This window comes from Gracilibacillus phocaeensis (assembly GCF_900626275.1).
Taxonomy (GTDB): domain Bacteria; phylum Bacillota; class Bacilli; order Bacillales; family Amphibacillaceae; genus Gracilibacillus; species Gracilibacillus timonensis.
The window spans coordinates 154,455-171,168 of sequence record NZ_LR131144.1 but is presented as its reverse complement, the minus strand read 5'-3'; the positions used below and the strand labels follow the sequence as shown (position 1 = coordinate 171,168).

At 40.7% G+C, this 16,714-nt stretch carries 11 protein-coding genes; 1 reads left to right on the top strand and 10 read right to left on the bottom strand.

Annotation, left to right across the window (positions count from 1 at the left end; translation table 11 throughout):
- Positions 1 to 7: 7 nt before the first annotated feature.
- Positions 8 to 1,084 (bottom strand): Gfo/Idh/MocA family protein, encoded by a 1,077-nt coding sequence (locus E0E32_RS08600; protein ID WP_066191665.1) that lies wholly within the window; start codon positions 1,082 to 1,084, stop codon positions 8 to 10.
- Positions 1,085 to 1,331: 247 nt separating this feature from the next.
- A complete protein-coding gene (locus E0E32_RS08595) occupies positions 1,332 to 1,982 on the bottom strand; it encodes a ThuA domain-containing protein (RefSeq protein WP_066191659.1) in 651 nt (216 codons plus the stop codon).
- A 389-nt stretch (positions 1,983 to 2,371) separates the two neighbouring features.
- Between E0E32_RS08595 and trhA the strand changes: the two genes are divergently transcribed.
- A complete protein-coding gene (gene trhA / locus E0E32_RS08590) occupies positions 2,372 to 3,019 on the top strand; it encodes a PAQR family membrane homeostasis protein TrhA (RefSeq protein WP_066191657.1) in 648 nt (215 codons plus the stop codon).
- A 270-nt stretch (positions 3,020 to 3,289) separates the two neighbouring features.
- On the opposite strand, the gene E0E32_RS08585 is transcribed toward trhA, so the two are convergent.
- The 8 genes from E0E32_RS08585 to E0E32_RS08550 all read right to left on the bottom strand — a co-directional run bounded on the left by E0E32_RS08585 (position 3,290) and on the right by E0E32_RS08550 (position 16,458).
- A complete protein-coding gene (locus E0E32_RS08585; protein WP_130859592.1) occupies positions 3,290 to 3,892 on the bottom strand; it encodes a GGDEF domain-containing protein in 603 nt (200 codons plus the stop codon).
- A gap of 516 nt (positions 3,893 to 4,408) precedes the next feature.
- Positions 4,409 to 6,235, bottom strand: coding sequence for a glycoside hydrolase family 13 protein (locus E0E32_RS08580; protein WP_130859591.1), 1,827 nt, complete (start codon positions 6,233 to 6,235; stop codon positions 4,409 to 4,411).
- 8 nt (positions 6,236 to 6,243) lie between these two features.
- Positions 6,244 to 8,661, bottom strand: a complete 2,418-nt coding sequence (locus E0E32_RS08575; protein ID WP_207302281.1) for a glycogen/starch/alpha-glucan phosphorylase — start codon at positions 8,659 to 8,661, stop codon at positions 6,244 to 6,246.
- Positions 8,662 to 8,880: 219 nt separating this feature from the next.
- Entirely contained in the window at positions 8,881 to 10,311 is a 1,431-nt protein-coding gene (gene glgA, locus E0E32_RS08570) for a glycogen synthase GlgA (RefSeq protein ID WP_130859590.1), read from the bottom strand.
- Positions 10,308 to 11,462: a glucose-1-phosphate adenylyltransferase subunit GlgD gene (glgD, locus tag E0E32_RS08565; protein WP_130859589.1), complete on the bottom strand. Its 1,155-nt coding sequence runs from the start codon at positions 11,460 to 11,462 to the stop codon at positions 10,308 to 10,310. Before glgD ends, glgA begins: the two co-directional genes overlap by 4 nt.
- Positions 11,452 to 12,594, bottom strand: coding sequence for a glucose-1-phosphate adenylyltransferase (locus E0E32_RS08560; protein WP_066191640.1), 1,143 nt, complete (start codon positions 12,592 to 12,594; stop codon positions 11,452 to 11,454). Before E0E32_RS08560 ends, glgD begins: the two co-directional genes overlap by 11 nt.
- A gap of 103 nt (positions 12,595 to 12,697) precedes the next feature.
- Complete coding sequence (gene glgB / locus E0E32_RS08555; protein WP_130859588.1) at positions 12,698 to 14,614, bottom strand: 1,4-alpha-glucan branching protein GlgB; 1,917 nt, start codon at positions 14,612 to 14,614, stop codon at positions 12,698 to 12,700.
- A gap of 110 nt (positions 14,615 to 14,724) precedes the next feature.
- Positions 14,725 to 16,458, bottom strand: coding sequence for a phospho-sugar mutase (locus E0E32_RS08550; protein WP_130859587.1), 1,734 nt, complete (start codon positions 16,456 to 16,458; stop codon positions 14,725 to 14,727).
- Positions 16,459 to 16,714: the final 256 nt, after the last annotated feature.

Genomic DNA, 16,714 nt, shown 5'->3' with positions numbered 1-16,714 from the left:
TTTTAGTTTAGAAACTTTCGTTCACAAATGCCTCTGGCTGCTTACAACTGCTGGAAAGAATGACGTGCTTTTGCTCTGTTGAGGCGTGATGTACACCGTGCATGATCTCTAACACATGATATCCCACTTCCCCTGTCACCCTAGACACTTTCTGTTTCTTAATCGCCGCAACCATCTCTGCCACACCTAAACCGCGACTGTTATCAGCATATCCAGCAACTAAAGGAACTTCTTTCCACTCTTGTTGATCGTGTGTCTTCATTCGTACAGGACCGGCAAAGGTATTAGGATCTGGAACAGAAATCGTCCCCTTTGTTCCGTATATTTCCATGTGTGGCAACTGATGTGCTTGAACGTCAAAGCTCATAATCAAGGAAACAACGGTCCCTCTTTCAAAATCAATGACACTATTAACTTGGGTAGGAACCTCAACTTCTATTTTTTCCCCGCGTTTAGGCTGGCTGGTAATCGTTCTCTCTGTGCTGGAAATTTGGGCAGAGCCTGTCACTCTAGCGGCAGGTCCTAACAGATGGATAAGAGTAGTTAAGTAATAGGGACCCATATCAAACATTGGTCCGCCTCCCTGTTTATAATAAAAAGCAGGATCTGGATGCCAGCTTTCATGTCCCGGCCCCATCATAAAAGCGCTTGCAGATAAGGGCTCGCCAATTTCCCCTTCATCGATCAACTTCCGAACCGTTTGAATACCTGCTCCTAAGGATGTATCTGGGGCATTACCAAGATATAATCCCTTTTCTTGTGCCAATTTAAGCATTTCTTCTCCATCTTCCAGTGCAACGGCCAAAGGTTTTTCGCCATATACATGTTTTCCTTGCTTTAGGGCACGTTTAGCAATATCCGCGTGAACAGCAGGAATCGTCAAGTTAATGACTAATTCTATTTCTGGGTCATTTAATAACGCATCCGTACTGTATGCTTTAAGTATACCATATTCTTTTGCTCTTTCCTCGGCCCTTTCCACCACTAGATCGGCTACTGCCTCGATCGTATAATTAGCAAATCTTGGTGCATTCTCTAAATAAATGCGGCTAATATTACCACAACCTATAATACCAACTTTCATTTGTTCCCGCTGTCAACATCTATTTTGGCATGGTCCTGTTGGTTGAAAAGAAGATTGACACTTGCCCATCTAGCCTCCTCAAGAACCAGCGAACCAGCTTTTTTTAATCTGTTGCAAGATTTGACAGAACGGTTCCCCTCCTTCTTTTCAAGAAACGACTACCGCAAACAAGGAAGTCGTTCTTCGGTTTTTAGTATAACGCGAGATGTAGCAGAGCTGTCATTTCCCTTCTTAATTGGACTAAAAATTATCGGCACGCCCACTTCATACCATTACGCATAAGTTGCCGTACCTCTGGCATTTGAACCACTTCGGCTACATGGCCAAGTCCACAATAATAAACCTTGCCATCTCCCCATTTTTTCGTCCAGACAACTGGCATCTCCACTTCTCCGTTGGTTTGATGAGGACCTGCGATGACAGGAAATTTTGTCGTAGCGTGGACATCAACCACAGGATCTACATGCATATAATATTGCTCGGAGACAACCGTGAAATCGTCCATTCCTTTGGTTAAAAGATGACCAGGGTCTTTGATACAAACTTGGTATTCAACCCCGTCATTGCCCGGGTGTGCCACCCATTGGCCGCCGACCATGAATTGATAATCTACTTCCATTCGAAAAGAATCACCCATGCCACCATGTAAACCGGCAAGCCCCGTTCCATTTTCCACTGCTTTTAGTAACGGTTGTAGCTGCTCTTGAGCAATGGTCCCTTGAGTCCAATTGGGTATAATCAGATCATAAAGGGATAAGTCGTCTTCTGCCAATGTTTGTAACGTGTCGGTAATCTTTACTTGAAATCCTTCTTCGTTTAATATCCCGCCCAGGATATGTGCGACTTTTTCCGGCTCATGTCCATCCCAGCCGCCTTGAAATATTAATGCCTGTTTCATTATGTACCTCCCCCAAAATGATATCGCTTTCTATCTATTCATCTCATATTATAACTTAGTACATCTTTAAAACAAAGTGATATATTCGCTTTATTTCGTTATATGAAAAGAAAGCATAACATTTTTGATATGATAGGAGGCGGAACCATTTTGACCTTGAACGAACCGAGTTGCTGATAAGATGGATAATGTTAAGTAGCTAGTCTATCTATTCCATGTAGTAAAGTTGAGAACATCTTTCTTAGTAATCCTTTATTACTTTTTAATCCATGTCTTGTCGGTTTCATCAAACTTCGAATATTTGCAATCCGCCGCTTAAAGCGCGATAATGTAAATATAAGTTTTTAAAATAGTGACAGTTATTCTGTTTCGGGAAGGAATTAACCAAGATGGGCTCTACGCATGAATTTTCTTTAAAGGAAGAAGTCGCTAATTCGATCACGCATGGGATAGGCGTGATACTAAGTATAGCTGGGCTAATCGTTTTGATTGTATATGCCTCATTGTATGGTACCGTATGGCATATCGTTAGTTTTACCCTTTTTGGTGCCACTATGGTATTGTTGTATACATCCTCCACGTTATTGCACAGTTTACCAAAAGGAAGGGCTAAGAATGTATTTGAGATACTCGATCATTCTTCCATATATTTCTTCATTGCAGGTACCTATACCCCTTTTCTATTTATTGTGATTAAAGGATGGGAAGGATGGACACTCTTTGGTGTTATTTGGGGGCTGGCCATTGGAGGAACGATATTTAAAGCCTTTTTTGTCAAACGGTTCCTCTTTTTCTCCACTATTTTGTATATTTTGATGGGATGGCTTATCGTCTTAAGCTGGAACACGTTAACCGCAAACTTGGCGTCCAATGGGATTATTCTTCTAGTGGCAGGAGGCTTATTTTATACCATTGGTGCCGTTTTCTATGTATGGCGAGGCTTTCGTTATCATCATGCACTATGGCATGTGTTTGTATTAGCAGGATCGGCAGCACATTTCTTTGCTGTGCTATGGTATGTTTTGCCGTTAACATAAAGGTTACAGTTAATATAACCCCTCCTTATCGGTAGTCAGCATTTTCTTTTGATGATATAAGATGAATGAAATCATTTCTCATTGATCTGGTATGTGCTCTTGATCCATTTACGCAGTGTGAATAGGTCAAGAGCACGAAATGGATCAAACGAGATATGATCAGGAAATCATGCGAGCAAAAACTTGCTTGTCACTTGTTTTTGTTACATTTGTAAGTTCAACTTATATAGCAATAAAGGATCAGGCGGGGTTTGCCCGGTTTTTCTTATTTTATCGATTGTCTTCACCATGGTCTCTGGTAACGAATTGTTCAGCCAAGAAGTCAAATTGATTTTTTCCGTTACCTTTGGCTTGATACATCGCCTGCTCTGCCTGTTCAATAATTCCTTCAAAACGTTGGGCGGAGTTTATATCTGTAAAACTGATTCCCACGCTGCCTGATACTATCACATTTTTCTCTTCTGTCACTATTGGCTCGTTTAATAGCTCCACCACCTGCTTAGCCAAATCCCGCACGGTTGCAGCACTACAGCCTTCCGTTAGCAAGAGAAATTCATCTCCGCCCACTCGAAAAAAATAATGCTGCTCATTAGTTAATTCTTTTAAACGGTTACCAACCTCCTGTAAGATCATATCACCAATATGATGACCATAACTGTCATTAATCCCTTTAAAATTATCTAGGTCGATGTAAATCAAGCCACGGGTTATACCATTTTTCATATTCTTTTTATATTGTTGCAAGGCATATCTATTAAACAGACCAGTGGTAAAATCTTGATAGGCCTTTTTACGTAATTTGCGCCATTCCATCGCAAGAATAACAACAAACCACGTCACTGCAATACCATATATAATTAAGAAATCCATCATTCTTTGACAACTCCTAAAGGGATTAAGCTATGATGAGCAGTGCATCACACATTTTTCACAAGATAAACTTGTCGACATTTATATTTTAACACAAATATAGATTTCCAACATCCAAAAACCTCCATATCAAAAGCGCATATAGTACTATATACCCGTTAAACATTGCCTCTTAACGGGAATTTTTCACAATTTTTTGTTGTGTGAATGGTCCTGTGTATTTTGGGATACCATCACTAATCGATGGTGAATGATCGATCCTTTGTTGCTTGTTCCGCAATAGAAGGCAAGCGCTCTGGTCAACAACTCCCCGGAACACTTGCCTATATAAGATGAATGAAATCATTTCTCATTGATTTGGTATGTGCTCTTGATCCATTTACGCAGTGTGAATAGGTCAAGAGCACGAAATGGATCAAACGAGGTATGATCAGGAAATCATGCGAGCAAAGACTTGCTTGTCACTTGTTTTTGTTACATTTGTAAGTTCAACTTATATACTACTACCCGTTGACATGATCAAGCGATATTTTTTGACGTTACAAAATAACCACTGTGAGCGGGCAGTACAACTGGCTCCAACAGAACACTGCGAAAAGGAAAATCTCCAGTCGCTGTCTTCACTTCCTGTATTCGTAATTCTATTTGTTCTGGATGAGGATTTATCACATATAAGACATACCGATCGTCTAGATAGCGTAATATCCCGAACAATGACTTAGTGTAACAAGTGAGAAACTCTCCATGTGTTAAACAGCGATTCTGCTTACGTTGATCGATCCAAGCCTGACATGCTTGAAATATAGTTTCATTTATATTCTCCCACGGGAAAAACTTTCTATTATCCGGATCACTGCCTCCGGTTAGACCGGCTTCATCTCCGTAATAAATACAAGGGGTACCTGGAGACATAAACAGAAAACCAAATGCTAGTTTCAGCTTCGCCATATCCCCTCCAAGTAAGGTAAGAATACGTTCTGTATCATGGGTTCCAATATTATTGAAACCATTATAAAACACATCCTCAGGATAATTTTCCTGCAGCTGCATCAACGTTTCACAGACCTCTTGTGGAGTCGTTTGTAAATTCAATAATCGTAATAGTTGATCACGGAATGGGTAATTCATCACGCCGTGCAAATGATCTCCTAATATGTACTGCCTTCTTTGATCATAAGCTATCTTGTTCGAGGCATCTTCCCAAACTTCACCAATCAATAGTTTATCATCCCATTGATTCAGATTGTTTCTAACCCCTTGTAAAAAGGTATCTGGAAGTTCATCCGCTACATCGATACGCCAACCGTCAATGCCTAAACGATTCCATTTCGTTAACACACTGTTTTCTTTTCCGTGAATAAACGATTGGAAAGAAGCGTTTGTCTTGTCCATTTCCGGTAAATCCTTTATCCCCCACCATGACTTGTATTCATCAGGGTAATGATCGAAATTAAACCAAGAATAATAGGGACTTGCTTGATTTTGATAAGCCCCTTGGTTTTTACCATAGGAGCCATCATAATTGAAATAGCGGCTATTTCTGCCGACATGGCTGAATACACCATCCAAAATCACCCTTATTCCAGCTTGATGTAATTGATCGACCAATTGCGTGAATATTTCTTCATCCCCAAGCATAGAATCTATCTTATCATAGTCTCCTGTGTCGTAACGGTGATTACTGGCGGCTTCAAAAATTGGGTTTAAGTAAAGCGCATTTACTCCCAATTCTTTGAGATAGGGAATCTTTTGAATGATACCTTGCAAATTACCGCCATAGAAGTCCCAACGGATAATATCCCCTGCCTCGTCCTTGATATACATTGGATCATCATTTGTCGTGGCATAAAGAAAGGTATTAGGCTTTACTGCATTCAGCTGACCGTTGGGATTGCCATTATAAAAACGATCCGGAAATATTTGATAAAAGATAGACTCTCTATACCAAGCAGGGGGGCTTTCTGCCTTTTCAAAACATGTTAGCTGATAAGCAGGCATCCCTGCATTGTCTTGATACACTTGTCCCTGCCCGCCCTGCTTAAGCGGGGCATAATACTTAATGACAACTGTACCGTTTGGCTGCCTTTCTTCAAAAGTAAAATAATAGAAATACAAGCCTTTCCCTTGATCGAAGGTATAGGTAAAAGAAAGATAGTCACCATCTGTTTTTTCCAACAAATAAGCTTCTTCCCCGTTGGGACCATCTTCCTTTCGAATCATCATCTTCACATGGGAGATAGCCGGCGATGTAACCCATAAACGAAACGTGCATGATTGATCCTGTTGAATGGCACCAAACGGATATTTATGTTTAGTTAACCATGAATGAAAATAAATATCTGACATATAACGATTTACTCCTTTTTCTTTGCGTGTGATGCGATGGTTTCAATATTCCAAATATCCTCGGCATAACGGCGCACGGTATCATCGGCAGAGAAACGACCAGCATTGGAAATATTAATCAGACTGATTTTTTGCCATTTTTTTTGATCAGCATAGGCCTGATCAATTTGTTCTTGGGCTTTTGTATAGGACTCAAAGTCTCTTAACACGAAGTATTCATCATTATATTTAATCAAGGAATCAAATATTTCTCGCCCTTCATAAATGATATTAGGAATGGTTCCATCAATAAAGGTATTTAACACCCTTTGAATCACCGCATTTTCCTCATAGAGACGGATCGAAGAGTACTGTTTGTTTTCATAATATTGGTATACTTCTTTCTCTGTAAGTCCAAAGATATAAATATTCTCGTCTCCAACAGCATTTCGGATTTCGACATTTGCCCCATCCAACGTAGCAACGGTGACTGCCCCATTTAACATCAGCTTCATATTACTGGTTCCTGACGCCTCTTTGGACGCTAGCGAGATTTGTTCACTGACATCAGAAGCTGGAATAATCTTCTCGGCCAGGGACACATTATAGTTTTCTAAGAAAATGATTTTCAAGCGATCCTTGATATCCGGGTCATTATTAATTAAATTGGCTGTTTCATTGATACATTTAATGATCGTCTTGGCATAGGCATAACTTGGTGCCGCCTTAGCTCCAAAAATAAACACACGAGGCTGCATCGGATGGCTTGGATTATCCTTCAAATCCAGATACAGTTTGATAATATGCATCAGGTTCATTAATTGACGCTTATAAGCATGGAGACGCTTGATCTGCACATCAAAAATAGCATTCGCTGACACTTCAACACCCGTCTTGTCATGAATATAATCAGCTAGTACCTGTTTATTCGTTTGTTTTGCTTGAGCTAGTTTCTCTAATACCGCCTCATTGTTCTGATAATTCATCAGCAACTTTAAGTCGGATGGATTTTTTCGCCATGTTTTACCAATGGTTTCATCTAAGACATTCGACAAAGGTTCATTGGCTAGCTGCGACCAGCGACGATGGGTAATACCATTCGTTTTATTATTGAAACGGTCTGGATATATTACATAAAAATCATGGAGCACAACGGATTTTAATAAATCGGAATGCAATTTCGCTACCCCGTTAGTGCTGTAGCTTCCGATAATCGCCATATGCGCCATATGAACCTGTCCGTCTTTGATGATACGGGTCCTGTCGACTAAGTCTGACTCATGAATATCCGACATTTTTTGCACATAACGGCGATCAATTTCTTCAATAATCTGATACATTCTTGGCACCGTTCGCTGCATTAAGTCGATGGACCATTTTTCCAATGCCTCTGCCATAATCGTATGGTTCGTATAACTCATCACCTTAACGGTCGTATCCCATGCCTGTTCCCAAGTGAGCCTCTTTTCATCCATTAGAACACGCATCATTTCCGGGATACATAGCGCTGGATGGGTATCATTAATATGAATCGCAATATATTCACTTAAACGAGTCATGGGGACATTTAATTGTTTGTAATAACGAATAATACTTTGAATACCTGCAGATACAAAGAAATATTCTTGGGTTAAGCGCGTGATCCTGCCGCTCTCATTGGAATCATCCGGATAGAGGACTGCGGTTAAATCCTCCAACTCCCGTCTCCTTTGAATGCTTTGATATTTATCTTCTTCTGATGCGGGAATCTCCACAGACCAGAGACGCATCGTATTGACAACACCATTGTCATAACCGACCATCCCCGTATCATATGGCACTGCTCGTAAGACACGGGCATGTTCATAAACCGGTTCGAGCCTGCCTTTTTTTACTTCTTTCATGTACACATTGCCGCCAACACGCACATTCACAGCCTTACTATCCCTTCTCAATTCCCATATGTTACCGCTACGAAGCCATTCATCTGGCAATTCTACCTGATAACCATCCACGAAACGCTGTTTAAATAAACCATAATCATAACGGATGCCATTCCCATTACCAGGAAAGCCACCTGAGGCAATCGAATCCATAAAACAAGATGCTAAACGACCTAATCCACCATTCCCCAAGGCCATATCTCGTTCCACATCGGCTAGCTCCTCTAGATTAATATCCATTTCTGCTAGTGCATCTCGTACCATATTTAGCATGCCCATATTCAATAGATTACTTTTTAACATTTTTCCTGGCAAAAACTCAATAGAAAAATAATAGACCTGTTTTTGCTTTTTCACAAGATAATTCTTCCAGGTGTCCCGCCAATCATTGGAATATTTAGCTTTTAGAACGGCGCCCAATGTATTAAAAAGTTCTGGCGCCTTTGCTTCTCCCACCTCCATCGCATAGTTCTCCCTAAGACGCTGTTGAAATTCCTGCTTAAATTCTTTTTTTGTCATTCCCATATGATCTGTTAGCTCCTTTTTTGAATGTAAGGCCTTGCATTCTTTGTTGCTAAGCCGAAGTAGATCGCCATTTTCCGAATAAGGTAAGACGTAACGAGGATATTACGGACGTTAGCACCAGACAATAGTGGGGGCTAAATATGGCAGAAGGGAGGACAACTATCTCCCTCCTGTTATAACTATTTCGTTACGCCAGAACACTCGATCATGCAGATGATACTATACTATTTCATGATACAGAGAAAGGTACCGATCACTGGAACTTTCCCAACTAAAATCTTCTGCCATGGCTTGACTCATCAGGTTTCGCCAAGTTTCAGAGTCATTCTGGTACAGCTGGATCGCCATCTTAAGAGTCTCCATCAAGTAAAAAGATTTGAAGGAGGAAAAACCAAAGCCTGTCCCACTTTTTTCAATCGGATTATAAGGCTTTACCGTATCTTTTAATCCCCCCACTTCATGAACAACTGGCAAGGTGCCATAGCGCATCGAAATCATTTGGGACAACCCACAAGGTTCGAAAGCAGATGGCATCAAAAACATATCCGCACCTGCATATAACTGTTGCGCAAAGCTGACATCAAAGTCGATATGGACCGAGCATTTTTCAGGAAACCGTTCACCAAAGCTTTTAAATGCGGCTTCCATACCAGGATCGCCCGTCCCTAGCAAGACAAATTGCACATCGAATTGCAATAGGTTTTCTAATTCCTGTAGCACTAATCGGAAGCCTTTCTGATGAGTTAAGCGGCTGACAACAGTGATCACTGGCACATCTTCCCGAACCGGTAAACCCAGCGCACGCTGTAATTCCAGTTTGTTCTTTTGTTTACCGTCTGTGTCCTTGCGTGAATAGTTGGTATATAAGGCCTCATCGTTTTCCGGATCATTAATCTCATAATCAATTCCATTAACAATACCGCTTAGCTTATGCTGCTCCATCCGTAAAATCCCTTCCAATCCGTGACCAAACTCGGCGGTTTGGATTTCTTCCGCATAAGAGGGACTAACGGTATTCACTCGGTCCGCATACTGTATACCTGCCTTCAAGAAATTCACATCATCGTCAAAACGTACGGCACCGTCATAATATCGCTCCATACCCATACCGAACAAATCAGAGAGAATACTAGGACTAAATCTTCCTTGAAATTCCATATTATGAATTGTCAGAACAGTACGAATCGATTGATAGGCATTAATCCAGCGATACTTTTCTTTTAGCAGAAACGGTATCATCGCCGTATGATAATCATTTACATGCAAAATATCTGGTATAAATTCGATATGTTCCATCAGCTCAATAGCGGCCATCTGGAAAAAGGCGAAGCGTTCCCCGTCATCGTAATAACCATACAAACCGTCGCGAGCAAAATAGTAGAGACTATCCACAAAATAATAATCGACATCTTTGATTTTTAGGTGCTTCACACCAGCGTATTGTTTTCGCCAGCCAACATTTACTGTAAAAGAAAATAAATCCTTGCATGCCTCTTGATAGGCTGATGGCATTTGCGAAAAATACGGAAGCACCACAGCTACTTCCGTATTTTTTTTCGCTAATTCTTTCGGTAGAGCTCCAATTACATCACCAAGTCCACCCGTCTTAAAAAACGGAGCACATTCAGTACTTGCAAACAGTACTTTCATTGCGTTTGTCCCTCCAAGATATGGTTAGTCACATGTGTACCCTTTGGTATGACCACGGGTTCTTCTTTTGTCCCGGCAATCTTAACACCTGCGTCTACTACGACGTTCTTATCTAATATCGCAAATTGAATGGAGGCACCCGAACGAATTTCGGCACTTGGCATGATGATGGAGTGGAGTACTTCTGTATCCTTCTCAATAATAGCACCTCTGGATACGACCGAGTCTTCCACCTTTCCTTCGACAATGCTTCCTGTCGCAAATTGGCTGTTATTCACCTCTGATGTTTCCGAATAATAAGTTGGAACTTCATTCTTTAATTTGGTATAAATCTTTTGGCTTGAATACATAAGGGAGTTAAATCGTTTGGAATTCAACATATCCATGGAAGCCTTGTAATACGACGGAATATCAAATATATTACTCAAATAACCGGTGTATTCATAAGTAGAGCTTTTGACGGTATGGATCTTCTTACGTAAAAAGTCCTGTAAGTCCACGGTAGCTCCCTCTCGTTGACCGGCTTTCAGCTCATTGATTAACCAATCTGTTTGCACAATATAAATATCCATACATAGATTCATTTGATCCTCAGTGTCCCCTTTTTCCTTGGCAGAGAATACTTCGGATATCTTTCCGTTCTCTTCAATCGTCAGCACGGCATCGGTGGCACAGACGTTATCAGGCTGCACTTTCTTATAGACTACCGTCATTTCATTCTGATTAGCTTGATGGATGTTAAGGACGGCGCGCAGGTCAATACTACACAGCATCTTACTGCTCATATACACCGTATACTCGGATTTTGATTTCTCTAAATAACCAATTAATTCATTATAATATTCTAAGTTTTGTGCCTTTAATTTCAAGAAATCCTGATAGAGATGGATAAAGAAACGATTATGGATACCATCTAAATTCCATTCCTTTCCCCCACCAATATGATCAAAAACGGATTGCGTCTCTCCTTCATTAAAGATCATAAATACCGTATTCACATTGGCGTTCACAATACTGGATAAAGGAAAATCAAGCATTCTATATTTACAAGCTACTGGTAGAGTAGCAAGCGGTCGTTCATTCGTTAATGGTAATAAGGCGTTGTAACGTTGAATATTCCCTAACACAGCACACATTTTGTTAGTCCTCATCGATCGTCACTCCAATCACTTCAGAATCGCCAACTACACCAATTTCTTCACTGCCATCAATCACTGTATTATCCCCTACTACGGCATATTCACCAATAATTGCCCGATTGATCGTCACATTCTTGCCAATAGACGCCCCTGGCATAATGAAGCTTTCCCTAATCGTGGAACCTTCTTTTACTTGAACATCGTTGGATAAGATACTCCGTTCAATTCGCCCTGCCACATAACAGCCATCAACAATCAATGATTCCTTCACAGATGCTGTATCCGTTAAAAAATGAGGCGGTGATATCGTATTTTTAGAATATACGCGCCAGTTTTTATCTCGAATATCCAAATTCATCGCAGGATCAATAAATTCCATATTCGCTTCCCACAACGAATCAATCGTTCCAACATCCTTCCAATATCCATCAAAGCGATAGACAAACACATTCTCACCACTCTCTAAGTAGGCAGGAATCACATGTTTACCAAAATCAAGCATTTGATCGTCCTTCGAATAACTGTTCAGCAATACACTACGTAGTTGTTGCCAGTCAAAGATATAGATCCCCATGGAGGCGAGATTATTCTTGGGTTCTTGCGGTTTTTCCTGAAACTCTATAATGCGGTCATTTTCATCTGTATTCATAATCCCGAAGCGCGAAGCTTCCTTAATGGGAACCTCAAGCACGGCTACCGTTAATGAGGCATGATTCTTTTTATGCGTTTCTAACATCTCTTCATAGTCCATCTTATAAATATGATCACCTGACAACACTAAGATATATTCCGGATCCATTTCATCGATATAGGACATATTTTGGTAAATGGCATGAGCTGTACCATCAAACCATTTCCCTCCCTCTGAACTGGAAAACGGCTGTAAAATGGTGACACTGGAATTAATACCATCCAAACCCCAACTGGCCCCATTCCCAATATGTTTGTTTAACCCTAATGGCTGATATTGTGTAACGACCCCAACATTTTTAATACCGGCATTGGCACAATTACTTAACGTAAAATCAATAATACGGTAACGTCCTCCAAAAGGAACTGCTGGTTTCGCATTTTTCTGTGTCAGTTTGCCTAGGCGGGTACCTTTACCCCCAGCAAGAATCATTGCAAGCATCCCGTTTTTCATAATATACGGTGAAAGAATTCTTCCACCTGCCTCCCTTCTGTGGCTTAATATCTATGGATTCTTTCATCTTGCCAACTTTAAAGTGTATGCTGGGTGGGAACAATTATTTACCGGGTTTTTGCTTTTTTTTCATTTGGATTTTTTTCGGTCGTAACAGGAGTGCTCCTAGTGCCGGAACGATGGTTCGAATCTGCTGGTCAAATGCTTTGAATGGTTCTTGTACACTTTGACAATCTTCATTGTTTCTCACCCATGTACCGCCAAATTCTTCTTTTTCTGTATTGAGAATTTCTTCGTATACTCCCGGATAAGGCACACCGATCGGGAAGTCTTTACGTTCTATCGGGGTCATATTGAAGATAACAATCAGGAAATCCTTCTTCTTTTTCCCTTGGCGGATAAAACTCAATACCGTTTCATTTCGATTATCGGCATCAATGATGGTTAATGTATCTTGGGTCTCTTCTAATTCCCATAATGCTGATTCTGCTTTATATAAATGATTGATATGACGAGTGAAGTGCTGCATTTTATGATTCAAATCGTCTTGCAAATCACGCCATTCTAACCCTTCATCATACTTCCATTCCAAAAATTGCCCCCATTCACTGCCCATAAACAATAGTTTCTTTCCGGGATGTGTCAGTAAATAGGTGTATAGATTACGAAGCTGAGCAAATTGTTTATAACGATCTCCCCACATTTTGTGCATTAAGCTCTTTTTTCCATGTACCACTTCATCATGTGATAAAGGCAGAATATAATTCTCATCCATCATGTACATAAAAGAAAAGGTCATTAAGGAAATGTGATCCTTGCGAAAAAGAGGGTCCATTTGATAGAAACGCAATACGTCATTCATCCAGCCCATATTCCATTTGTAATCAAAACCTAGTGCTCCCGTTTCGATCAATCCAGTAATCTTCGTATCTGATGAGCTCTCTTCAGCGATCATCATGGCTTCTGGATGTGCCAATTTAATGACGGCGTTCAACTTTTGCAAAAAGTAGTATCCTTCCAAGTTACGATTGCCACCTTCATGATTTGGTTGCCATGATCCCTCATCATAATCCAGATACAGCATATTAGATACAGCGTCCACCCTAATTCCATCAAGGTGGTAAAATTCCAACCAGAATATGGCACTGGATATCAGAAAGCTTTGTACTTGTGGTTTACCTAAATCAAAATTTACCGAACCCCAGCGAATATTCTGGGCTCGTTGTAGATCTTGATACTCAAACTGCGGAGTTCCATCATAACGAGGTAACGTTTCCTCGTTTACGCAGAAATGGCCTGGAACCCAATCGACTAATACGCCAATATTCTGGATATGACAAGATTCAACGAATGCTTGAAACTCTTCAGGGGTACCATAATAGGAACTTAAGGCAAAATAACCAACTAGTTGATATCCCCATGAGGCGCCAAGCGGGTGCTCCATGAGCGGCATAAATTCGATATGGGTATAGCCCATTTCTTTTACATAAGGAATTAGTTCTTCCGTCAATTGTTGAAAGGTATACGGCGTACCATCCTCATGATGTCTCCATGAGCTAGCATGAACTTCATAAATATTGATCGGACGTTTGAAAAAATTGGAGCGTTTTTTCCGGGTGAACCATAGACCATCCTTCCATTTTCGTTCGGGAATGGCACGAATAACACTTGCACTGCCTGGTCTCTCCTCAAAAGCTATGGCAAAGGGATCGATCTTGAGAATTTCTCTGCCATCTGCTTGACGGATTTTGTATTTATATAAATCTTGTTCTTTCGCTATGGTCGTAAATATTTCCCAACAGCCGTATTCTTCATTTTTCTCCATTGGTAAGGAATCGTTCCAATCATTAAATGTTCCTACCAGCCATACTTGTTGAGCATGAGGTGCCCACACCCTAAATATAAATCCTGTTTGCTCATCCTGCACGTCATGATGATAACCAAATAGATGGTGACTATAGAAGTTCTCACCAGATTGAAATCTTTCTAATGCTTCACGAGTTTGTTCGTTTCTTTGCATATTGCCACCCCATCATAAACGTTTTAGTTTTCACCTGAGATCCATCAGGAGGCTAGTAGCATTTTCTACAACTTCTTTGACATTGCTCCGTTTTGTCAAGAGCAGGAAGACTACTCGATTGATTCTATTAGTTTGGAAATAGTAGATTCATATTTAGTAATCTTTTCTTCAACCTCCTCCGCATCAATCGCTACCGCGGCGATGTAAAATTTGACCTTAGGCTCTGTTCCTGAAGGCCGTATGGCGACCCAGCTATGATCAGATAACGTGTACTTTAATACATTGGAGACAGGTGCATTGATATCTTCTGAGTTTCCATCTAAAAAGGTTTTGATCAAATGCTGATAATCTTCCACTTGTATCACTAGTTCTCCACCAAACTCCCTTGGTGGATCTTTGCGCAATTGCTTCATAAGGGCTGCAATCTTTGCTGAACCTTTAACCCCTGGCATGGTCACCGATATGGTTTTTTCACTATAATATCCGAATGTTTCAAAAATTGACTGCAAAGCGTCATAAAGTGTTTTTCCTTGTTTTTTATGATATGCTGCTACTTCTGCAATCATAACTAGCGCTTGAATCGCGTCCTTATCACGAACAAACGGTTTCACTAAATAGCCGTAACTCTCTTCAAAACCGAACATGAAGGTTTGTGATTGATCTATTTCATATTGTTCCATTTTTTCAGCAATAAATTTAAACCCTGTTAGTACGCTAACGCACCTCGTATCATACTTTTCCGCAATAGCTGTCGCGAGTTCACTAGAAACAATCGATTTCAAAATCGTCGCATTTTTCGGTAACGTCCCTGCCTGTTGGCGTGTCCTTAAGATATATTCTGCCATCAATGCGCCGATTTGATTGCCTGATAACACCTCGTACTCCTGATTGGGCATTCTGACGGCGACACCAAGACGATCGGCGTCAGGATCTGTCGCAACAAGCAGCTCCGCCTGTTGTTCCTTGCCCAATTTAATCGCATATTCAAAAGCAGAATGTTCTTCTGGATTAGGCGACTTCACGGTAGAAAAATTAGGGTCGGCAACCGCTTGCTCAGGCACCAAAGAAAAACCTTCAAAACCAGCTTGCCTTAATGCTTTTTCTCCAAGCATTTTGCCTGTTCCATGCAATGGCGAAAAAACCAGTTTCAAATCTTTCCCAGCCTGTTTAGTAAGTGCTGGGTCAACCGTTACTGTTTTCACATTTTCCAAATAGATACGGTCTATTTCCGCACCAATGATGGTTAATAATCCTTTTTCCTTAGCCTCTTGTTCGGACAGGACAGCAATTTGCAGTGGATTTTCTACAGCGCGCACAAACTCCGTTAACCTATCGGCTTCATCCGGGGGCATTTGACCGCCAACCTCACCATAAACCTTGTAACCATTGTATGCAGCCGGATTGTGTGAAGCGGTTATCATAATGCCCGCAACAGTCCCTAAATGTCTTACCGCGAAGGAAAGTTCCGGTGTTGGTCGTAAATCCTCGAACACATAAGTGACAATGTCATGTGCTGCCAAGGTTTTTGCAGCCTCTAGTGCAAATTCCTGTGACATGTGGCGACAATCGTAAGCGATCACTACTCCTTTTGATTTAGCTGTGTTTGATTGCGCTTCGATAAAACGTGCTAATCCTTCTGTAGCTTGTCTTACAGTATACATATTCATTCGATTAATACCAGGGCCTATAAGCCCTCTCATGCCAGCCGTACCAAATTCTAATGGTACCGCAAAAGCATCCTCTAGTTGTTCCTGATCTTCGGCAAGCATGTCTAGTTGTTGTCTTAATAACAGGTCTAAATCCTTTTCCTCTTTCCATTGTTCATATGTTTCTTGATAGCCCATCGACAGCACTCCCTCCGTTATAAGTTCTCAAGCTTTTACTAAATAGGAAAATCCCATCTCCCCCCACTATGCATTCGCTGATATATAACGCCAGATGGCTTGGGTAATATAATAGTTGCCTCACTAATGTGATCTTGTTTACCAAAATGACAATTTATACACCCCTATTTTAAATAAAACTATACAACTCTTGTTTAGATTGCTAAGAGTAGTATAGTTCTGTCAAAAGGCTATATCAGCAAAACGGAAAGCGCAT